The sequence below is a fragment of the uncultured Stenotrophomonas sp. genome (assembly GCF_963519125.1).
Lineage (GTDB): Bacteria > Pseudomonadota > Gammaproteobacteria > Xanthomonadales > Xanthomonadaceae > Stenotrophomonas.
The window spans coordinates 16,099-36,492 of the sequence record NZ_CAUQLJ010000014.1; the positions used below are offsets into that span (position 1 = coordinate 16,099).

The window sequence follows — 20,394 nt, forward strand, 5'->3', positions numbered from 1 at the left end:
TCTGAATGAACGTTACCGTTGCAGAAGGCGTCGTCGTCGGGAACCGGCTCCCGTTCGTGCTGTTTGGCGGCCTGAACGTGCTTGAGGACCTGGACTCGACCCTGCACGCGGCCGAGCACTTCACCACGGTCACCCGCAAGCTGGGCATCCCGTACGTGTTCAAGGCGTCCTTCGACAAGGCCAACCGTTCCTCGATCAACTCCTACCGCGGCGTAGGCCTGGACGAAGGGCTGCGCATCTTCGAAGAGGTCAAGCGCCAGTTCGGCATTCCCGTCATCACCGACGTGCACGAAGTGGCCCAGGCCGCCCCCGTCGCCGAAGTGGTCGACGTGCTGCAGATCCCGGCCTTCCTGGCCCGCCAGACCGATCTGGTGGCCGCCATTGCCGGCACCGGTCGCGCGGTCAACATCAAGAAGCCGCAGTTCCTCAGCCCCACGCAGATCAAGCACATCGTGTCCAAGATCCGCGAGGCTGGCAACGAGAACATCATCCTGTGCGAGCGCGGTTCGCAGTTCGGCTACGACAACCTGGTCGTGGACATGCTGGGCTTCCGCGAAATGATCGAATCCACCGGCGGCCTGCCGGCGATCTTCGACGTGACCCACAGCCTGCAGCGCCGCGACGCCGGCAGCGAAGCCTCCGGCGGCCGCCGCCGCCAGGTCGCCGAGCTGGCGCGCTCGGGCATGGCGCTCGGCCTGGCCGGCCTGTTCCTGGAAGCCCACCGCGACCCGGACCACGCCCGCTGCGACGGACCGAGCGCCCTGCCGCTCAGCGCGCTGGAACCGTTCCTGGCCCAGATCAAAGCCGTGGACGAGCTGGTCAAGGGCTTCGCGGAGCTGGATATCCGCTGAGGCGGATGGCCCTGCACGGCGGGATCGGCCTTGGTCCCGTCGCTGAATGTGGGTATCCTTCACACCTGCCTGCATGCAACGTGCAGGCGGTGGGCGGGCAGGCAACGCGCCCGCACTGCTTATTGGCCCCGTAGCTCAGCTGGATAGAGCGTCCCCCTCCTAAGGGGAAGGTCGCCCGTTCGAATCGGGCCGGGGTCACCAACACGATGTGCACGCAACCGTCGCCGAGGATTGACGGGCTTCGTGTCAGCGTGGTCATAACGCCGTTGTGCAGGACCCCACGCATGTCCCTCGTTGCTACTCGACTTGAATTCCCCTGGCAGCCGACTTTGCAGGTGCCTGCACCCGAACCGGAACCCGCAGCGCCTGAGCCACCCGTGGAAGCGCCGCCGCCGGGCGAGCCGCCGGTGACCGAGCCGCCAAGCGAAGTTCCGCCCGAGCAGGATCCGTCGCCGGACCGTCCTCCACTGGAAGCGCCGGAACCTGAAAAGCCACGTTGAAGTCGATTGGAAAACATCACGCCGCACTCGTTGCGGCGTTTGTTTTCCTGGTGCAGGAAAGGTGCGCGTGAGGGTGTCGTTGCAGCGAGAACACGCTTCGACAACATCGCTTTTTCACCGCGCAGACATCACTTAACGCTGCTGTTTGGAGGTCACGCCGACTTCATTCCGGATACGGAAAAGTGGCTCCACCCCGACACGGGTCACCCAGAATTTTTTACCAGGAGTAGAAATCAGTGAGCACCGAATCCAAGACCGCGCACACCCTCAATGACCTGATCGAAATCGCACGTGACGGCAAGGACTTCTACACCGAAGCCGCCGGCAAAGTAAAAGACGCCGAGCTGTCCTCGCTGTTCACCCGCATCGCCGGCGTCAAGGCCGACATCGTCAATTCGCTGAGCAGCACCGTGCTCGCGACGGGTGGCAAGCCGGCCGAGCACGGCACCATGGTCGGCTCCATGCAGCAGTTCTATGGCAAGGTCCGCGCCACCCTGGGCGACACCCAGTACGGCTACGTGGCCGAGCTGGAAGAATCGGAAGACCGTCTGCTGAAGGCCTTCAAGGACACCCTGAACGACAACGACACCCCGCCGGCCGCGCGCCAGGAAGTCACCCGCCTGCTGCCGTCGGTGCAGGAAACGCATGAAGTCATGCGCGCCCGCAAGCACGCCATGAAGCATTGATCGAGGTGGGCGGCCCCACGCCGCCCCACCGAATGGGCGCCCCGGTTCAGCCGGGGCGTCCGCGTTTCCGGCCGACTCCGCCTTCCAGACCCCGGCGTACGGCACCTGCGGATATGGTGCATACTCGAAACCGGATATCGCTGGGAATGCTCATGGAACACATGCGTTGGCTCACGCTTCGTCTTGGCAACAACCAGTCCATTGGACCGCAGGTGCTGTTGAATCTGTGGTCCAACGCGTGCGAGACGAACCAGTCGTAAGTCACACGCGACAAGCCGGTAGGCCGCTCGACTGCCTACGCGCTGCATGCGCCCACGTCCCTGGCGTATCCGAAGCGGGCGGAACTGCGCATGCGCAAGCTGCTCGAAGAAGCCGGTTACACCTTCACCATGGGTTCGCTGGCCGACCGCCCGGCGCCACAGCCGGTGCGCTTCCGCTGAGGGTGCTCAGCCTGCGATGGGCAACGCGGCGCATGATCCGGACCGGCACACCGGTGCGATGGGTCTGCCGCTCCAGCGGTTCCCAGCCCAGGCGGGCATACAGACCGCCGTCGTCATACTCGGTCTGCAGGAACACTTCGCGCACGCCGTAGCCCCGCGCTTTCTGCATCAGCGTTTCAATCATCTCGCTGGCCAGGTCATGGCCGCGGTGCTCTGGCGTGACGAACACGCCGCCGAGCCAATGCAGCCGTTGCGGGTGCTCGGTGCGTTCATGGAATTTCAGCTGCGCGGCGGCAATGGGTGTGTCGTCCTGCATGGCCATGAGCAGCATCGGCAGTTCGTTGTCGTGCAGGAACACTTCCAGTCGCTGCTGCTCGTCATCAAAGGTGTGCCCGGGCACGCGGGCGCCCCAGGTATCGAAGTACCAGTGCGCAACCGTGGGCATCAACTGCGGGGCCTGGCTCAGGGTCAGGAACTTCATTGAGTACTCCCTGTACAGAACGTCGGTAGTTCCGGCGCGACAGCCCGTTATACCACCCACCCCTCGGGCCACTACCGTGACGCGTTGCAGGTTTTTGCAACCGCGCGCAGACTGCGCAGCATGTCTTCACCTGCTTTCAACCTTCGCCGCTACGGCCGCGCGTCCAGCGTGGACCGCCACGCGTTCGCGCAGTGGGTGGTGCCGGTGCGCGGTGAGCTGGCGTTCGAGCTGGAAGGGCGGGGCGCGCGACTGGATCTGCTGCAGGGCGCCTTCGTCGCGCCGATGGCCGGGCATGCGCAGACTGCCGCGGATGACGACCGCTTCCTGATCGTCGACTGCCCGGCCGAAATGTTCGATGACGACACCTTGGAGTGCCTGCGGCGACAGCCCGTGTTGGCGCTTCCGGCCCAGGTGCGCCGGATGGCGCAGCGCGTGGGCGTCGTGGGGGGCGAACAGGTCGACGCCGCACTGGTTCAGACAGAACTTCCGGGGCTGCTGCAGGCGTTCTCGCTGGCTGGCAGCGCCACCCGGTTGCAGGCGGTCTGTGCGCGCATCGAAGCAGACCCGGGCCAGGCTTGGCCGGTGGAGCGCATCGCCGGCGAAGTGGGGGTCAGCAGCAGTCGCCTGCATGCCCTGTTCCGGCAGGCGTTCGGGCTCAGCCCGCAGGCGTGGTTGAGTGGCAGCCGGCTGCGCTGGGCGCGGGGTCGGCTGGCAGACAGCGATGCGTCCATCGCCGCCATTGCCCAGCACGCCGGATACTCCGAGCAGAGCGCGCTGACCCGTGCCCTGCGACGGGAGTGGGGCATGACCCCGGCCGACTACCGCCGCCGCTACCGACCCGCGCAGTAGTCTGGGTCAAGAACGCCAGCACGCCGGTCCCTACACTTGGCCGGACTTTCTGTTGCCGGGCGCGTGATCCCTGATGAATCGTTCGATGGGCGTGGGAATCGCCAACGGTGTTGCCGCCGGTGCGTTGTGGGGCGTGGTGTTCCTGGCCCCGGCGGTGCTGAGCCACTTCAGCGCGGTGCAGCTGTCGGCCGGGCGCTACCTGGTCTACGGCCTGATCGCCGTGGTGCTGCTCGCACCCCGCTGGCGCGAGCTGCGCCAGCGCATCGGCATCGCCGAATGGCGCGGGCTGCTGTGGTTGAGCTTGGCCGGCAACCTGGTGTACTTCGTGCTGCTGGCCAAGGCGGTGCAGTGGGCGGGTGGGGCGGCCGCGTCACTGATCGTGGGGCTTATCCCGGTGGTGGTGACCGTGGCCGGGGTGCGCGAACAGGGCGCAGTGCCGCTGCGCCAGCTGGCGCCGGCCCTGCTGTTGTGCCTGGTCGGGGTTGCCCTGGTCGGGTATGAGGCGCTGCAATCCGAACATGCGCAGGGCACGGCCAACCAGCGCCTGCTCGGCCTGCTGTGCGCGATCGGGGCGCTGTTCTCGTGGGCGGTGTATTCGATTGGCAACAGCCGGTGGCTGGGGCGGCGGCCGGACCTGTCCGGGCACGACTGGTCGCTGCTGACCGGCGTCACCACCGGCGCGCTGGCGCTGCTGCTGGTACCGAGCGCGTTCTTCGTACGCGGGCCGGTACATGCACCGGTGGACTGGCTGTGGTTCTGGGTGATCAGTGCCGGCGTGGCGGTGGTGGCGTCGGTGGTGGGCAACGCCTGCTGGAACCGGGCCAGCCGCAACCTGCCGTTGACCCTGACCGGGCAGATGATCGTGTTCGAAACCCTGTTCGCGCTGCTCTATGGGTTCGCCTGGCAGCAGCGCTGGCCGACGCAGATGGAGTGCCTTGCCATCGTCTGCCTCATTTCCGGCGTGCTGTTGTGCGCCCACGCGCACCGGCCGCCGCGCGCGGTGGCCGAACATGCCGGGTGAGGCCGTTGCGGCACCTGGATGGTCACATTCGCAACTTTTTGCGGGACGATATCCGCTGATCGACGCCACCGGCTTTTTGCAGTGCAGCACTTGACAAGCGGTGCACCGGCGTAGTTTTCTTGGCCCATGGTCCTTGCCGCCGCCACCGCCGAACTGCTTGCCACTGCCTCCCAGGGCAGCGGTCGCAGCCTTGCGCCAGCCACCGGTACCACCACGATTACCACCGTCACCACTCGCCTGGTGCGGCCCGTCGTCTTCGCGTAATTTCCGAACACAACGGCCCCGCACCAGATCAGGTTGCGGGGACTCTCCTTCAGCCTGAATGACGCGGGGCCTCGAATCGAGGTCAGCATGTCCATCGTCGCCGCTTCACCCGATGCCGTCGCATCGCCCGAATCCTCCTCGCCACTACAGGCGGCCACTTCCACCGTGGTGCACAAGTTCGGCGGCACGTCCGTGGCCGATGCCGACCGTTACCGCCATGTAGCGCAGCTGCTGCTGGCACGCGACGAAGCCGTGCAGGTCACCGTGGTTTCGGCGATGAAAGGCGTCACCGACGCGCTGATCGCGCTGGCCGGCGCCGCGGCGGAGAGCGCGCCGCAGTGGCGAGACGACTGGCACGACCTGCGTGCACGCCATCGCGGTGCGGCGGTGGCGCTGCTCGGTGAACATGCCGGCGACACCGTGGAGTGGCTGGATGCGCGTTTCGACCAGCTGGCCGAAGTGCTGGGCGCGCTTGCGGTGATCGGCGAGCTGCCGGCCGAAGTCCTCGATCGCGTGCAGGGACTGGGCGAGGTTTACTCGGCACATCTGCTGGGCCATTACCTGCGCAGCATCGGCGAGGACTGCGCGGTGCTGGATGCACGCGACGTACTGGTGGTTGACCGTGGCGAACTCGGGGTGGACGTGGACTGGGTACAGAGCGCGCAGCGCCTGGCCCGCTGGCGCGAGGCGAACGCGGCGGCGCGCGTCGTGGCGACCGGGTTCGTAGCGCGTGACCGTCGTGACCGCGTGACCACGCTGGGCCGTAACGGCAGTGACTACTCCGGCGCGATCTTCGCTGCCCTGTTCAATGCCGACGAGCTGCACATCTGGACCGACGTGGACGGGGTACTTTCAGCCGACCCGCGCGTAGTGCCCGAAGCGGTGCAGCTGGAAGCGCTGAGCTACGACGAAGCCTGCGAGCTGGCCTATTTCGGCGCCAAGGTGGTGCACCCGCAGACCATGTCGCCGGCGATCGAGCGCGGCCTGCCGATCATCATCCGCAATACATTCCATCCCGACCATCCCGGCACCCGCATCACCGCCGAACGTACTGCTTCCGGCCCGATCAAGGGGCTGACGCTCAGCGCCGAGCTGGCCCTGCTCAACCTGGAGGGCACCGGGCTGATCGGCGTGCCGGGCACGGCCGAGCGGGTGTTCGCCGCGCTGCGCAATGCGCACGTTTCGGTGGTGATGATCTCGCAGGGTTCGTCGGAGCATTCGATCTGCTGCGTGGTGCGCCAGGCGGAAGCGCAACGTGCGCGGGATGCCTTGCTGCATGCCTTCGCGCATGAACTGAGTCTGGGCCAGGTGCAGCGCGTGCAGCTCACCGACAACGTCAGCGTGCTGGCTGCGGTGGGCGACGGCATGGCCGGACAGCCCGGCGTCGCCGCGCGTCTGTTCGAGTCGCTGGGGCGCGCACAGGTGAACATCCTGGCGATCGCGCAGGGCTCTTCCGAGCGCAACATCTCGGTGGCGGTGGACAGCCGCCATGCGACCAAGGCGCTGCGCGCCGCGCATGCGGGGTTCTGGCTGTCGCCGCAGACCTTCTCGGTCGGCGTGATCGGACCCGGTAACGTCGGCGCGGCTTTGCTGGATCAGCTGCTGGCGGCGCAGCCGACGTTGCTGACCCGCGCCAACGTCGACCTGCGGCTGCGTGCGGTGGCCTCGCGCAGCCGCATGCGGCTGGATGCACGCGGCGTGTCCGGCGACTGGCGCGCCGCGCTGGCTGGTGAGGTACAGGCGACCGACCTGGACCAGTTCACCGAACACCTGCTCTCGGCGCACCTGCCGCACGCGTTGATCATCGACTGCAGCGGCAGTGCCGAGGTCGCCGACCGCTACGCGGGGTGGCTGCAGGCAGGCATCCACGTGGTGACCCCCAACAAGCAGGCCGGCGCCGGCCCGCTGTCGCGTTACCACGCCATTCGCGAAGCAGCCGCGGCCAGCGGTGCACGATTCCGTTATGAAGCCACTGTCGGCGCCGGTCTGCCGGTGATCACCACGCTGCGTGACCTGGTCGATACGGGCGATGAAGTGCTGGCGGTCGATGGCATCTTCTCCGGCACGCTGGCCTGGCTGTTCAACAAATACGACGGCCAGGTGCCGTTCTCCGAACTGGTCGCGCAGGCGCGCGGCATGGGCTACACCGAGCCGGATCCACGCGACGATCTGTCCGGCGTGGACGTCGCCCGCAAGCTGGTGATCCTGGCGCGGGAGGCCGGGCGCGAGCTGAGCCTGGAACAGGTCACGGTGGAAAGCCTGGTGCCCGAGGCGTTGCGCGAGAGCAGTGTGGATGGCTTCATGGAAGGCCTGGGTGCGGTCGACGCAGTGTTTGCCGAGCGCTTGGCGCAGGCGCGCGTACGCGGCGCGGTGCTGCGCTACGTGGCGCGCCTTTCGGCGGACGCGGCGCAGGTTGGGCTGGTCGAGCTTCCGGCAGGCCATGCGTTCGCGAACCTGCGGCTGACCGACAACGTGGTGCAGTTCACCACGCGTCGCTATTGCGAAAACCCGCTGGTGGTACAGGGTCCGGGCGCGGGTCCGGAGGTGACGGCCGCCGGGGTGTTCGCCGACGTGCTGCGGGTGGCTGCGGGTGAAGGAGCGCGCCTGTGAGCGAGGCCGTCGCAGTGCAGGCGCGTGCGTTCTCGCCTGCGTCGGTGGGCAACGTGGCGGTGGGCTTCGACATCCTCGGCCACGTCATCGCTGGCGTCGGCGATACCGTGACGGTGCGCCGTACGCAGTCACCGGGCGTGAACATCCTGGCGATTCGCGGCACCACCGTTGACCTGCCGCTGGAGGCGGCGGACAACACGGCGGGCGCAGCGTTGCTTGCGATGTGCGAGGCGCTGGCGCTTCCGTTTGGATTTGAAGTGGAAATCGACAAGGGCATCGCGCTGGGATCGGGCATGGGCGGCTCAGCGGCATCGTGCGTGGCGGCGTTGGTGGCGGCCAACGCGCTGCTGGACGTGCCTCTGCCGCGTGAGGCGTTGTATCCATTCGCGCTGACTGGCGAAGCCGTGGCCAGTGGCGGGCGCCACGGCGACAACCTGGGGCCGATGCTGCTGGGCGGACTGGTGCTGAGCACGGCCGACCGGCTGGTGCCGATTCCCGTACCTGCCCACTGGCACAGCCTGCTGGTGCATCCGGATGCCGTGCTGGAGACCCGACGCGCGCGCGCGGCGTTGCAGGGCAGCTACGCGTTGCCGGAGTTCGTTGCGCAGAGCGCGAACCTCGCGCTGGTGCTCAGTGGTTGCTTCCGTGGCGATGCGGAACTGGTCCGTGCTGGCCTTCGCGACGTTCTGGTGGAGCCGCGTCGTGCAGAGTTGATCGCAGGCTTTGCCGCCGCGCGCGAGGCGGCACTGGCCGCCGGTGCGCTGGGCGCCAGCATTTCCGGTGCCGGGCCGAGCGTGTTTGCCTGGTTCGACAGCGCAACGGCGGCGCATGCCGCGCAGGCGGCGGTGCAGAAGGCGTTCGCCGATGCAGGCTTCGACAGTCAGGCCTGGGTCTCTCCATTGAACGCGCCAGGCGCATGCCTGCTGTGAGCGCGGCTTCTTTACCTATTTCAGGATCTGCCATGCTTTTTGTTTCGACCCGACACGCAGCACCGGCCGCCACCCTCAGTGCGGCGATCGCCTCCGGCCTTGCGCCCGACGGTGGCCTGTACGTGCCCGAGCAGCGTCCGCAACCCCGGCGCTGGCAGGGGCACGACAGTCTGGCACGCGACGCCGAGGCGGTCCTGGCGCCGTTCTTTGCCGGAGACGCGCTGGCGCCGCAGCTCGGCGCGCTGTGCGAACAGGCGTTCAACTTCCCGGCGCCGTTGCGCGCGCTGTCCACGCCGGGCGACCACGTGCTTGAGCTGTTCCATGGGCCCACGGCGGCGTTCAAGGATTTCGGGGCGCGCTTCCTCGCGGCGAGTCTCGCGCAGCTGCAGCGCGACCGGGCGCAGGAACTGACCATCGTGGTGGCGACCTCGGGCGATACCGGCGCGGCCGTGGCGGCCGCGTTCCATCAGCAGCCCGGTATCCGCGTGGTGGTGCTGTATCCGGATGGCCGGGTCTCGCCGCGCCAGGCGCATCAGCTGGGGTGCTTCGGCGACAACATCCATGCGTTGCGCGTCGCGGGTTCATTCGACGACTGCCAGGCGATGGTGAAGCAGGCGCTGGGCGACCGCGAGCTGCAGGCGCAGGTGCCGCTGAGCTCGGCCAACAGCATCAGCCTGGGCCGTTGGCTGCCGCAGATGAGTTACTACGCGCATGCCGCATTGAGCCATCACGCTGCCACCGGCGAGGTGCTGAACCTGGTGGTGCCGACCGGCAACCTGGGCAATGCAATGGCGGCAGTGCTGGCGCGTGCCATGGGTTTGCCGTTGGGGCAGATCGCGCTGGCCACCAACGCAAATGATGTGCTGCCGCGGTTCTTCGATGGGCTGGATTACCGACCGCAACAGAGTGTGTCCACGCTGGCGAATGCGATGGACGTCGGCGGTCCGAGCAATTTCGAACGGTTGCGTTGGTTGTTCGAGGGAGACGATGACGCCCTGCGTGCCGCGTTCCGTACCGCAGCGGTGAGTGATGCCGGGATCCGCGAGGTGATCGCCCGCCGTTACGCAGCAGCAGGCGAAGTGTTCTGCCCGCACACCGCAACGGCGGTGAAACTGCTTGAACAGCTGCGTGCCGAAGGTGTGCAGGGCGATTGGGCGGTGGCTGCCACCGCGCATCCGGCCAAGTTCGAGTCGGTGGTGGAACCGTTGATTGGTCGCAGCATCGAGGTGCCGCCTGCGTTGGCGGACCTGCTGAAGCGCCCAGCGCATGCGGAACCTTGTGCGCCGCATTACGCGGCGTTGCGGGAATTTCTGTTGGCCTGAGGGGCAACCGGGCAGGGCCCGGCCCTGCCGAAGCGGGGTTACGCGCCGCAGAGCTCGCGTAGACCGGCTTCGTCCAGGATCTCGACGGTGTTCAGGTGGGGCAGGGCGATCAGGCCCTGCTGGCGCAGCTTCGTGAAGGTGCGGCTGACCGTTTCCATGGTCAGGCCGAGGTGGTCGGCGATGTCGCTGCGGCCCATCGGCAGGGTCACGCGCAGGCTGGGATCCCCCAGCCGGGCTTCGCGGGCGGCCAGCCGCAGCAGGAAATCGGCCAGCTTCTCGGCCGGTTGCAGGCGGGCCAGGGCCAGCGCGGCATCGGCGGCATCGTCCAGCGCCTGGCAGGCGCGCTGCAGCAGCTTGCGTTCCAGGTGCGGATAGCGCGCACGCAGGTCCTTCATCTGCGGCAGGGCGACGCGGCAGACCCGGCTGTCGGCAATGGACTCGATGTCATACCGGTGGTGGTCGCTGCCGGTCAGGCCCAGGTAGTCGCCGGGCAGCACGAAACCGCTGATCTGGCGACGGCCGTCGGCCAGGGTGCGGACCAGGCGCAGGGCGCCGCCGGTCAAGGTATAGACATGTTGGCGCGGCTCGCCGGCGCGGGCCAAGGTGGCGCCCAGCGGGAGCGCCTGCGAGACCGTGACCTGTTCCAGCGCCTGTACTTCGTCCGGCGACAAGGCTGAACACACCGCCAGATGGCGCACCGAGCAGTGCAGGCAATCGCGCAGGGCGGAGCAGCCCGGGGCGGGAACATCTACGGCGGCAACGGCGGTTCCGGAGTGGGGCCGGGTCATGTCGAACCTGGAAGCGGGACCCGACCATGATACGTCATGCGGCGTCCGGCCCGGCTGCGGCTAGAATATGCAGTCCGAACATCCCCACGTTCCGCAGGAGTCCCGCAAGTGATCAAGCCCCGTACGCCGCCCGGCATCATGGAATTGCTGCCGCGCGAGCAGATCGCGTTCCAGCGCATGCTGGACGTCATCCGCCGCAATTACGAGCGGTTCGGGTTCCTGCCGGTGGAAACGCCGGTGTTCGAGCTGTCGGACGTGCTGCTGACCAAGTCGGGGGGCGAAACCGAGCGCCAGGTGTACTTCGTGCAGTCCACCGGGGCGCTGGCCAATGCGGCAGAGGCGGGTGACAAGAGTCTGCCGGAACTTGCGCTGCGCTTCGACCTGACGGTGCCGCTGGCGCGCTACGTGGCCGAGCACGAACACGACCTGACCTTCCCGTTCCGTCGTTACCAGATGCAGCGGGTGTACCGTGGCGAGCGCGCGCAACGTGGTCGGTTCCGCGAGTTCTACCAGTGCGACATCGACGTGATCGGCAAGGACGGCCTGAGCACGCGTTACGACGCGGAAGTGCTGGCGGTGATCCACGCGGTGTTCTCGGAACTGCGCATCGGCGACTTCTCGGTGCAGCTCAACAACCGCAATTTGATGCGCGGCTTCTTCGAAAGCCTGGGCGTGGCTGACGGCGAGCGCCAGATGGCGGTGCTGCGTGAGGTCGACAAGCTGGACAAGCGCGGTCCGGATTACGTGCGCGAGACGCTGACCGGTGAAGGCTTTGCGATTCCGGCCGAACAGGTGGACCGCATCCTGGCCTTCGTGGCGGTGCGTTCGAGCAGCCACGCCGACGCGCTGGCGCAGCTGGACGCGCTGGTGGCCGACGGCAACGCGAGCGAAACGCTGCAGCTGGGCGTGGCCGAGTTGCGCGAGGTGCTGCAGCTGGTGAAGGCGCTGGGCGTGCCGGAGACGGCGTACTGCCTGAACTTCTCGATTGCGCGCGGCCTGGATTACTACACCGGCACGGTGTACGAAACCACGCTGACCGACCACCCGCAGATCGGTTCGATCTGTTCGGGCGGCCGTTACGAGGACCTGGCCAGCCACTACAGCAAGTCGAAGCTGCCGGGCGTGGGTATTTCGATCGGGCTGACCCGGCTGTTCTGGCAGCTGCGCGAAGCGGGCCTGATTGCGGGCATCGAAGACAGCAGCGTGCATGCGCTGGTGGCATTGATGGACGACAACGGCCTGGCCGATTCGCTGGATATCGCACGCCGCCTGCGCGTGTGCGGCATCAACGCGGAAGTGCAGATGGAGCCGAAGAAGATCGGCAAGCAGTTCCAGTACGCGGCCAAGGCGGGCATCCGCTTCGTGGTGCTGGCCGGTGAGGACGAACTGGCGCGCGGCGTGGTGGCGGTGAAGGACCTGCTGCGCGAGCAGCAGTTCGAAGTCGCCCGCGACGAGCTGGCCAGTGCGCTGCAGGTGGAACTGGAGCAGACCCGCGCCATGGCGTGATTTGGCCATTTGTTTCAGAGTTCGACGACGGCACCTACGGGTGCCGTTTTTGGTTTGCGCGTAAGGCAGCGTTTCCATTCTTACGTGCTGGGGCGGCCGCCGGGCGGCCCCGCTCCGGGATAACACGTGCCTCCGGCCCGCGTTATCCGCGCATTCCACCTTAACCCCGCGCCTTCGGCGCGCCCCCTTCAACAAGAAGGGGGCTTTCCTCCAGTGGAATCCGCGACGTCTTCAGGAGCAGACACGCGTGGCGTGTCCCTACGCGATGCGCCGGGTCCATGCGTGTTGCGGCAGTAGGGTCGGTTCCCAAACGACCGCCGTGAAATCGTCCGCGCTCGGTAACGCATGAAAGTAATCGGCACTGCAACGCCGGCCAACGGCCGGTTCCCGCGTGTCCCGTGGCCACCGGCCAACTGTCAAAGGGTCGACCGGGGTCGGTTTGCGGGGGAATCGGCGCCATGGATGGCGTCCGCTTAGCCCCCATGGATGGGTTTACGGCGACCCCGCAAACCGGCAGCGGGCGGCCCAAGCCAGAGGACCCTTGCACCTGCGGCTGTTCGCCTGAATCCAACAGCAGCCGGGCAGAGCCCGGCTCTACCCCCTTGAATCAAGTAGCAGCAGGGCTCTGGCTGAACCGTCGCATCCCGGGAATTGGCTTCTGGGCAGATTTGCGCTAATGTAATAGCACGCTATTACATTGATACGATGAAAATCCGCCCCGTCCCCCGTGAGAAAGACCCCCAGGCCGATCTGGCCTGCCTGGCTGCGGCCTTTGCCGGCCTGGACAGCGAGGCGCAGGTGACTGCCTTCCTGCGCGACCTGTGCACTCCTGCCGAGCTGGAAGCCCTGTCCGACCGGTGGAAGGTGGTGCCCCTGCTCAAGCAGGGCGTGCCGTATCGCGAAATCCATGAATTGACCGGTGTCAGCGTGACCACCACCGGGCGCGTGGCGCGCTCGCTGGACCATGGCCACGGCGGGTATGCCGCCGCCATCGCCGCGACCGCCACGCCCGCGTCCCCCGAATCCGAGTAGAGACCTCCCCCATGAGTGCAACCCAGACCGCCCCGGCACGCGACCGGCTGCGTATCGCCATCCAGAAGAGCGGGCGGCTCGCCGAACCCGCGCGCAGCCTGCTCACCGCCTGCGGCCTGAGCTGGCGGCAGAGCCGCGACAAGCTGTTCTGCTACGGCGAATCGCTGCCGGTGGACCTGCTGCTCGTGCGCGACGACGACATCCCCGGCCTGATCGCCGACGGCGTCTGCGACTTCGGCATCGTCGGCCGCAATGAACTGGACGAGCAGGGCGCCGCCCGCCGCCGGATCGGCCTGCCCGACGCCTACCAGGCCCTGCGCGGCCTCAACTTCGGCAAGTGCCGCCTGATGCTCGCCGTGCCCGAAGAATGGGAATGGCAGGGCGTGCAGCAGCTAGCCGGCAAGCGCATCGCCACCAGCTACCCCGCCATCCTGGCCGACTGGCTGGCCGAGCGCGGTGTCGACGCCCAGGTCGTCGAACTGTCCGGCTCGGTGGAAATCGCCCCGCGCCTCGGCACCGCCGACCTCATCTGCGACCTCGTGTCCAGCGGCGCCACCCTGGCCGCCAACCAGCTCAAGCCGGTCGAAACGCTGCTCGAGAGCGAAGCCGTGCTGGCCGGACCGGTCAAGACCCCCGACGATGCCCGCGCTGGCCTGATGGCCATGCTGCTGCGTCGCCTCGACGGCGTGGTGAAAGTGCAGGACAGCAAACTGCTGATGTTCCGCGCCGAACTCGACCGCGTCTCCGACCTGGCCCGCCTGCTGCCCGACGCCGACCCGCTGGTGCAGCTGCCCGATGACGGCGGCCACCTGCGTCTGCAGACCATGTGCCACGGCGCACTGACCTGGCAGCGGCTCGAAGAACTCGAGCGCGCCGGCGCCCAGGGCCTGATGGTGTTGAGCGTGGAGCGGTCACTGGCATGAATCGTCTGCTCTGGTCCAAGCTGGATCCCGCCGCACAGGCCCAGGCGCTGCAGCGCCCCGTGCAGGCCGTAGCCGCGCGTACCCGTGAATCGGTTGCCGCCCTGATCGCCTCCGTGCGCGATGACGGTGATGCCGCCCTGCGCGAAATCAGCCTGCGTTTCGATGGCGTCGCACCGGCCTCGTTCGAAGTGACTGATGACGAATTCGCCGCCGCCGAACGCGCCGTACCGGCCGAGCTGCGCCAGGCCATGATCGACGCCGCCGAACGCATCCGCGTCTTCCACAAGGCCGGCATGAGCCAAGGCTACGCAGTCGAGACCGCGCCCGGCGTGCGCTGCGAGCGCATGGTGCGCCCGATCGGCCGGGTCGGCCTGTACGTGCCGGCCGGTAGCGCGCCGTTGCCCTCCACCGCGCTGATGCTTGGCGTGCCCGCGCAGCTGGCCGGTTGCCGCGAAGTGGTGCTGTGCACGCCGCCGCGCCGTGACGGCAGCGCCGATCCCGCCGTGCTGGTGGCCGCGCGCCTGACCGGCGTGCACCGCGTGTTCAAGCTCGGCGGCGCCCAGGCTATTGCTGCCATGGCCTACGGCACCGCCAGCGTGCCTGCCTGCGACAAGCTGTATGGCCCGGGCAACAGCTACGTCACCGAAGCCAAGCAGCAGGTCGCCCAGGACGGCGCCGCCGCCATCGACATGCCGGCCGGTCCCTCCGAAGTGCTGGTAATCGCCGATGCCGGCGCCAACCCTGCGTTCGTGGCCGCCGACCTGCTTTCGCAGGCCGAGCACGGCCCGGACTCGCAGGTGCTGCTGCTCACCGACGATGCTGCCTTGCTGGAGCGCGTGGAAGCACAGGTACAGGCGCAGCTGGCGCGCCTGTCGCGCGCCGACATCGCCGCGCAGGCCCTGCAGTCCTCACGCCTGATCCTGGTCGACTCGTTGGTCGAGGCCTTCCAGGTCAGCAACCGCTACGCCCCCGAGCATCTGATCCTGGCCCTGCGCGAGCCGCGCGACTGGCTGGCCCAGGTCGAGGCGGCCGGCTCGGTGTTCCTCGGCGATTACACGCCGGAAGCGCTCGGCGACTACTGCAGCGGTACCAATCACGTCCTGCCCACCGCCGGTGCCGCACGCGCCTACAGCGGCGTCAGCGTCGCCAGTTTCCAGAACATGATCAGCGTGCAGTCCGCCACCGCGCAGGGCATTGCCGCCATCGGCAACTGCGCGCGGGTGCTGGCTCGTGCCGAAGGCCTGGATGCGCACGAAAATGCCGTGGCCCTGCGCATGGAGAGCGCCGCATGAGCGCCGACACCGTGCTCTCGTTGGTGCGCGACGACCTGCGTGCGTTCGCCGGCTATTCCTCCGCACGCAGCAGCGCGCTGGTCGGCGATGTCTGGCTCAACGCCAACGAATCGGCCTGGGCCAATCCAGCTGACGCGCAGGGCATCGCGCGGCGGTATCCCGAGCCGCAGCCGCAGGCCCTGCGCGCGCAGCTCGCCGCGCTGTATGGCTGCAGCACCGACCAGCTGCTGATCGGGCGGGGCAGCGATGAAGCCATCGACCTGCTGGTGCGCGCCCTCTGCCAACCCGGCCGCGACGCGGTACTGGTCACCCCGCCGGTATTCGGCATGTACGCTGTCTGCGCGCGCCTGCAGAACGCGCCGCTGCTCGAAGTTCCGCTGCGCGACACCGGCGAGGCACTGAACGCCGATATCGACGCCATCATTGCCACCGCAGTGGCAGGCAAGGCCAAGCTGGTGTTCCTGTGCACGCCGTCGAACCCGGCCGGCAGCAGCATCACGCTGTCGGACATCGAGCGCGTCGCCCAGGCGCTGCAGGGCAGGGCGCTGGTGGTGGTCGACGAAGCCTACGGCGAGTACGCCGAACAGGCGTCGGCGACAACCTTGATCTCCCGCTTCGACAACGTAGCGGTGCTGCGCACGCTGTCCAAGGCGCACGCGCTCGCCGCTGCACGCATCGGCACCCTGATCGCAGCGCCCGCCCTGATCCAGGTGCTGCGCCGTTGCCAGGCGCCGTACCCGGTGCCGGCGCCGTGTACCGAGCTGGCGCTGGCCGCCCTGGATGCCGACGCCTTGGCCGTTACGCAAACGCGCATCGCGCAGGTCAAATCGGAGCGTGCCCGTCTGTACAACGCGCTGCAGCAGGCACCCGGCGTGGTCCGCGCCTACCCCTCGCAGGGCAACTACCTGCTGGTCCGTTTCGGCGACGCACAAGCCGCCTTCGACGCGCTGCTCGCCGCCGGCGTGGTCGTCCGCGACCAGCGCGCCGCCCCGCAACTGCACGACGCACTGCGCATCACCATTGGCAGCCCGGAACAGAATGACCGCGTGCTCCAGGTACTCACCGCCCGGAGGGCCGCCGCATGACCCCCATCCTGTTCGTCGACCGCGACGGCACCCTGATCGAAGAGCCCGCCGATTTCCAGATCGACGCCTACGAGAAGATCCGCTTCGTGCGCGATGTGATTCCGGCGATGCTCAAGCTGCGCGATGCCGGCTACCAGTTCGTCATCGTCAGCAACCAGGACGGGCTGGGCAGCGAAGGCTACCCGCAGGCGTCCTTCGATGGTCCCAACGACCTGATGCTGCAGATCTTCGCCAGCCAGGGCATCGTGTTTCGTGACGTGCTCATCGACGGCACCTGGCCGCACGACAATGCGCCCACGCGCAAGCCCGGCATCGGCATGATGCTGCCGTACCTGCAGGACCGCACTATCGACTGGTCGCGCTCGGCCATGGTCGGCGACCGTCCGACCGACATCCAGTTCGCGCAGAACATGAACATCCGCGGCTTCCAGTTGCGGACCGAACAGTTCGGCGGCGAGTGGGACTGGAACGGCATCGCCCACGAGCTGGCCGATGCGCCGCGCCGCGCCACGGTGCAGCGCAATACGAAGGAAACCCGCATCCGGGTGGATGTGGATCTCGATCGCACTGCCGAACCGCAGACCCACACCGGCCTGCCATTCTTCGACCACATGCTGGAGCAGATCGGCAAGCACGGCGGGTTCGCGCTGAGCGTGCAGGCCGAAGGCGACCTGCATATCGACGAACACCACACGATTGAAGACACCGGCCTGGCGTTGGGCCAGGCGCTGCGCGAAGCGCTGGGCGACAAGCGCGGTATCGGGCGCTACGGTTTCACCCTGCCGATGGACGAAACCCTGGCCAGCGCGGCGCTGGACTTCAGCGGCCGCCCGTACTTCGTGTTCGAAGGCGAGTTCAAGCGCGAACGCGTCGGCGACATGCCGACCGAGCTGGTGCCGCACTTCTTCCGTTCGCTGTGTGATGCCTCGGGAATGAACCTGCACCTGAGTGTGCGCGGCGACAACGACCACCACAAGGTCGAGGCGTGTTTCAAGGCGCTGGCCCGCGCATTGCGGCAGGCCCTGCCGCGCCAGGGCACGGCGTTGCCCAGCACCAAGGGGGCGCTGTGACCGACGTTGCGCTGATCGATGCCGGCGGTGCCAACCTGGGCTCGGTGCGTTACGCACTGGAACGGCTGGGTGCGAACGTGCGGCTGGTCCGCGACGCGGACGGCCTGCGCGATGCGCGCCGGGTGATCCTGCCTGGCGTGGGCGCAGCGAAGCCTGCCATGCAGCGCCTGCACGCGCAGGGCCTGGTGGAACCGCTGCGCCGCCTGCAGGTGCCGCTGATGGGCATCTGCCTCGGCATGCAGCTGTTGTTCGAACATTCCGAAGAAGCCGGGGTGGAAACGCTGGGGTTGATCCCCGGCACGGTGCGCAAGCTGGTGCCGGCGACCGGCATCCGCGTGCCGCACATGGGCTGGAACCGACTGCTGCCTTTGAAGCCTTCGGTGCTGCTGCGCGACATCCCCGCGCGTGCCAGCGCCTACTTCGTGCACAGCTATGCCGCACCGCTCAACGCCCACACCGTGGCAGCCTGCGACCACGGTGGGCTGTTCACCGCGATGGTGGAGCAGGACCGCTACTTCGGTGCCCAGTTCCACCCCGAGCGTTCCGGCGACACCGGCGCGCTGATGCTCCGCAATTTCCTTGAGGACACCGCTGTATGAGCTTCATCGTCTACCCCGCGCTGGACATCCGCGGCGGCCGCGTGGTGCGGTTGCGCCAGGGCGACTACGCGCAGGAAACCCATTACGGCGACGACCCGCTGCCGCGCGCGCAGGCGTTTGAAGCCCAGGGCGCACGCTGGATGCACCTGGTCGACCTCGACGCCGCACGCGCCGGGGGGTACACGCTGGCACCGCTGCTGTCGGCGATCCGCGCCAACACCGGCCTGCAGGTGCAGACCGGCGGCGGCGTACGCGGCCGCGACGATGTGGCGAACATCCTCGAGGCGGGCGCCAGCCGCGTGGTGGTCGGCTCGCTGGCGGTGCGCGAACCGGAGCAGGTCATCGGCTGGCTCGCCGAATTCGGCGCCGAGCGCATCACCATCGCGCTGGACGCGCGCCAGGATGCCGAAGGGCAGTGGCAGCTGCCCGTGCACGGTTGGACCGAGAATGCCGGGGTCACCCTCGACGCTTTGGCCGAGCGCTACGCGCAGGCCGGCCTGCGCCACCTGCTGTGCACCGACATCGCGCGCGACGGCATGCTGGCCGGACCGAACCTGGACCTGTACCGGCACCTGACCGCACGCCTGCCGGGCGTGGCGGTGCAGGCATCCGGTGGCGTGCGTGACGTGGCCGATGTGGCCGCCGCGCGGGCAGCGGGCTGTGCCGGCGCGGTGCTGGGCAAGGCCCTGCTGGAGCAGCGCATGGACCTGGGCGAGGCGCTGGCATGTTGAGCCGCCGCATCATCCCCTGCCTGGACGTGCGCGACGGCCGCGTGGTCAAGGGCGTGCGCTTCCGCGACCACGTGGACATGGGCGACATCGTCGAGCTGTCGCAGCGTTACCGCGACCAGGGTGCCGACGAGCTGGTGTTCTACGACATCGGCGCCAGTCCGGAAGCGCGCTCGGTGGACGTGGCCTGGATCGAGCGCATCGCGCGCCTGATCGACATCCCGTTCTGCGTGGCTGGTGGCATCGACAGCGTGGAGACCGCACGCCGGGTGCTGTTCGCCGGGGCCGACAAGATTTCGATCAACTCCCCGGCGCTGGGTCGGCCGGAACTGATCACCGAGCTGGCTGATGAGTTCGGCGTGCAGTGCGTGGTGGTCGGGATCGACTCGGTGCGAGAAGCGGACGGGCAATGGCGGGTGCGCCGTTTCAGTGGCGACCCGGACAAGACCCAGGCGGTTGCCGTGCGCACGCTGGACTGGGTGCGCGAAGTGCAGCGCCGCGGTGCCGGCGAGATCGTGCTGAACTGCATGGACAGTGACGGCGTGCGCCGTGGCTACGACGTCGAACAGCTGCGCCAGGCACGCGACGCCTGCCACGTGCCGCTGATCGCCTCCGGCGGCGCCGGCGACATGCAGCACTTCGCCGATGTGTTCGACCAGGCCGATGTCGACGGTGCGCTCGCCGCCAGCGTCTTCCACAGTGGCACCATCGCCATTCCCGTGCTGAAGCAGTTCCTGCGCACGCAGCAGATCGAGGTTCGAGATGTCTATTGAAGTGTTGCCCTCCCGCGCGGCCCTGCAGACGCTGGACTGGGCCAAGGGCGACGGCCTGCTGCCGGTAGTGGTGCAGGATGCCGACAGCCTGGCGGTGCTGATGCTGGGTTACGCCAATGCCGAGTCGCTGGCGGTGACCCTGGAAACCGGTCACATGACGTTCTTCAGTCGCAGCAAGCAGCGGCTGTGGACCAAGGGCGAGTCCTCCGGCAACGTGCTGTCAGTAGTGGCCGTGCGCGTGGACTGCGACCGCGACACCCTGCTGGTCACTGCGCGTCCGGCCGGGCCCACCTGTCACACCGGCAGCGAAAGCTGCTTCGCGCAGGCGCCAGGCAACTTCCTGGGCCGCCTGGATGCGCTGGTGCGCGAGCGCGAACAGCAGCGCCCGGCCAGCAGCTACACCACCTCACTGTTCGAACAGGGTATCCGCCGCATCGCGCAGAAGGTGGGCGAGGAAGGGGTCGAGACCGCGCTGGCCGGCGTGGTCCAGGACGATGCCGCACTGCTGGGTGAGTCGGCCGACCTGCTGTTCCACCTGACCGTGCTGCTGCGCGCCCGCGGGCTGTCGCTGCAGGACGCGATCGAAGTGCTGGTGGCCCGCCACGCCAAGTGAGCGCGGCAGCGGCCATTTAACGTTGCTGAAAC

19 protein-coding genes, 1 tRNA gene and 1 pseudogene are annotated in these 20,394 nt (G+C 68.0%); 19 read left to right on the forward strand and 2 right to left on the reverse strand.

Going from position 1 to position 20,394, the window contains the following annotated elements; genetic code table 11:
- Positions 1 to 5: 5 nt before the first annotated feature.
- The 4 genes and pseudogenes from kdsA (at position 6) to RYM47_RS13170 (ending at position 2,477) form a co-directional block, all read left to right on the forward strand.
- A complete protein-coding gene (kdsA, locus tag RYM47_RS13155) occupies positions 6 to 851 on the forward strand; it encodes a 3-deoxy-8-phosphooctulonate synthase (protein ID WP_315388515.1) in 846 nt (281 codons plus the stop codon).
- A gap of 124 nt (positions 852 to 975) precedes the next feature.
- A tRNA-Arg gene (locus RYM47_RS13160) sits at positions 976 to 1,052 on the forward strand.
- 535 nt (positions 1,053 to 1,587) lie between these two features.
- Positions 1,588 to 2,037: a PA2169 family four-helix-bundle protein gene (locus RYM47_RS13165; RefSeq protein WP_315388517.1), complete on the forward strand. Its 450-nt coding sequence runs from the start codon at positions 1,588 to 1,590 to the stop codon at positions 2,035 to 2,037.
- A 152-nt stretch (positions 2,038 to 2,189) separates the two neighbouring features.
- A pseudogene (locus RYM47_RS13170) lies at positions 2,190 to 2,477 on the forward strand (hypothetical protein).
- On the opposite strand, the gene RYM47_RS13175 reads toward RYM47_RS13170, so the two are convergent.
- Positions 2,422 to 2,958 carry a GNAT family N-acetyltransferase gene (locus RYM47_RS13175; RefSeq protein ID WP_315388519.1) on the reverse strand — a complete coding sequence of 179 codons (537 nt, stop codon included), beginning with the start codon at positions 2,956 to 2,958 and terminating at the stop codon, positions 2,422 to 2,424. The pseudogene RYM47_RS13170 and the gene RYM47_RS13175 sit on opposite strands and share 56 nt — an antisense overlap.
- Before the next feature lie 120 nt (positions 2,959 to 3,078).
- On the opposite strand from RYM47_RS13175, the gene RYM47_RS13180 reads away from it, so the two are divergent.
- The 5 genes from RYM47_RS13180 (at position 3,079) to thrC (ending at position 9,953) form a co-directional block, all read left to right on the forward strand.
- Positions 3,079 to 3,807 (forward strand): AraC family transcriptional regulator, encoded by a 729-nt coding sequence (locus RYM47_RS13180; protein ID WP_315388520.1) that lies wholly within the window; start codon positions 3,079 to 3,081, stop codon positions 3,805 to 3,807.
- A gap of 73 nt (positions 3,808 to 3,880) precedes the next feature.
- Positions 3,881 to 4,828, forward strand: a complete 948-nt coding sequence (locus RYM47_RS13185) for a DMT family transporter (protein WP_315388522.1) — start codon at positions 3,881 to 3,883, stop codon at positions 4,826 to 4,828.
- Between the two features lie 351 nt (positions 4,829 to 5,179).
- Positions 5,180 to 7,702 carry a bifunctional aspartate kinase/homoserine dehydrogenase I gene (gene thrA, locus RYM47_RS13190; protein WP_315388524.1) on the forward strand — a complete coding sequence of 841 codons (2,523 nt, stop codon included), beginning with the start codon at positions 5,180 to 5,182 and terminating at the stop codon, positions 7,700 to 7,702.
- A 14-nt stretch (positions 7,703 to 7,716) separates the two neighbouring features.
- Positions 7,717 to 8,631: a homoserine kinase gene (locus RYM47_RS13195; RefSeq protein ID WP_315388601.1), complete on the forward strand. Its 915-nt coding sequence runs from the start codon at positions 7,717 to 7,719 to the stop codon at positions 8,629 to 8,631.
- Between the two features lie 32 nt (positions 8,632 to 8,663).
- Positions 8,664 to 9,953 carry a threonine synthase gene (thrC, locus tag RYM47_RS13200; RefSeq protein ID WP_315388525.1) on the forward strand — a complete coding sequence of 430 codons (1,290 nt, stop codon included), beginning with the start codon at positions 8,664 to 8,666 and terminating at the stop codon, positions 9,951 to 9,953.
- Between the two features lie 38 nt (positions 9,954 to 9,991).
- Here thrC and RYM47_RS13205 read toward each other — a convergent pair whose 3' ends face one another.
- Complete coding sequence (locus tag RYM47_RS13205) at positions 9,992 to 10,741, reverse strand: helix-turn-helix domain-containing protein (protein WP_315388527.1); 750 nt, start codon at positions 10,739 to 10,741, stop codon at positions 9,992 to 9,994.
- A gap of 108 nt (positions 10,742 to 10,849) precedes the next feature.
- Between RYM47_RS13205 and hisS the strand changes: the two genes are divergently transcribed.
- The 10 genes from hisS to hisIE all read left to right on the forward strand — a co-directional run bounded on the left by hisS (position 10,850) and on the right by hisIE (position 20,362).
- Positions 10,850 to 12,247, forward strand: coding sequence for a histidine--tRNA ligase (hisS, locus tag RYM47_RS13210; RefSeq protein WP_315388529.1), 1,398 nt, complete (start codon positions 10,850 to 10,852; stop codon positions 12,245 to 12,247).
- A 705-nt stretch (positions 12,248 to 12,952) separates the two neighbouring features.
- Complete coding sequence (locus RYM47_RS13215; RefSeq protein ID WP_315388530.1) at positions 12,953 to 13,279, forward strand: YerC/YecD family TrpR-related protein; 327 nt, start codon at positions 12,953 to 12,955, stop codon at positions 13,277 to 13,279.
- Between the two features lie 11 nt (positions 13,280 to 13,290).
- Complete coding sequence (hisG, locus tag RYM47_RS13220; RefSeq protein ID WP_315388532.1) at positions 13,291 to 14,202, forward strand: ATP phosphoribosyltransferase; 912 nt, start codon at positions 13,291 to 13,293, stop codon at positions 14,200 to 14,202.
- Complete coding sequence (hisD, locus tag RYM47_RS13225; RefSeq protein WP_315388533.1) at positions 14,199 to 15,494, forward strand: histidinol dehydrogenase; 1,296 nt, start codon at positions 14,199 to 14,201, stop codon at positions 15,492 to 15,494. Before hisG ends, hisD begins: the two co-directional genes overlap by 4 nt.
- The gene (gene hisC / locus RYM47_RS13230) at positions 15,491 to 16,579 is read left to right on the forward strand and encodes a histidinol-phosphate transaminase (RefSeq protein WP_315388534.1); all 1,089 of its coding nucleotides are present in this window, start codon (positions 15,491 to 15,493) and stop codon (positions 16,577 to 16,579) included. Before hisD ends, hisC begins: the two co-directional genes overlap by 4 nt.
- Complete coding sequence (hisB, locus tag RYM47_RS13235; RefSeq protein ID WP_315388535.1) at positions 16,576 to 17,649, forward strand: bifunctional histidinol-phosphatase/imidazoleglycerol-phosphate dehydratase HisB; 1,074 nt, start codon at positions 16,576 to 16,578, stop codon at positions 17,647 to 17,649. The genes hisC and hisB overlap by 4 nt, the downstream gene beginning before the upstream one ends.
- Positions 17,646 to 18,248: an imidazole glycerol phosphate synthase subunit HisH gene (hisH, locus tag RYM47_RS13240; protein ID WP_315388536.1), complete on the forward strand. Its 603-nt coding sequence runs from the start codon at positions 17,646 to 17,648 to the stop codon at positions 18,246 to 18,248. The genes hisB and hisH overlap by 4 nt, the downstream gene beginning before the upstream one ends.
- A complete protein-coding gene (hisA, locus tag RYM47_RS13245; RefSeq protein ID WP_315388537.1) occupies positions 18,245 to 18,979 on the forward strand; it encodes a 1-(5-phosphoribosyl)-5-[(5-phosphoribosylamino)methylideneamino]imidazole-4-carboxamide isomerase in 735 nt (244 codons plus the stop codon). The genes hisH and hisA overlap by 4 nt, the downstream gene beginning before the upstream one ends.
- Positions 18,973 to 19,749, forward strand: a complete 777-nt coding sequence (hisF, locus tag RYM47_RS13250; RefSeq protein ID WP_315388538.1) for an imidazole glycerol phosphate synthase subunit HisF — start codon at positions 18,973 to 18,975, stop codon at positions 19,747 to 19,749. The genes hisA and hisF overlap by 7 nt, the downstream gene beginning before the upstream one ends.
- Positions 19,739 to 20,362, forward strand: a complete 624-nt coding sequence (gene hisIE / locus RYM47_RS13255; RefSeq protein ID WP_315388539.1) for a bifunctional phosphoribosyl-AMP cyclohydrolase/phosphoribosyl-ATP diphosphatase HisIE — start codon at positions 19,739 to 19,741, stop codon at positions 20,360 to 20,362. The genes hisF and hisIE overlap by 11 nt, the downstream gene beginning before the upstream one ends.
- Positions 20,363 to 20,394 lie beyond the last annotated feature (32 nt).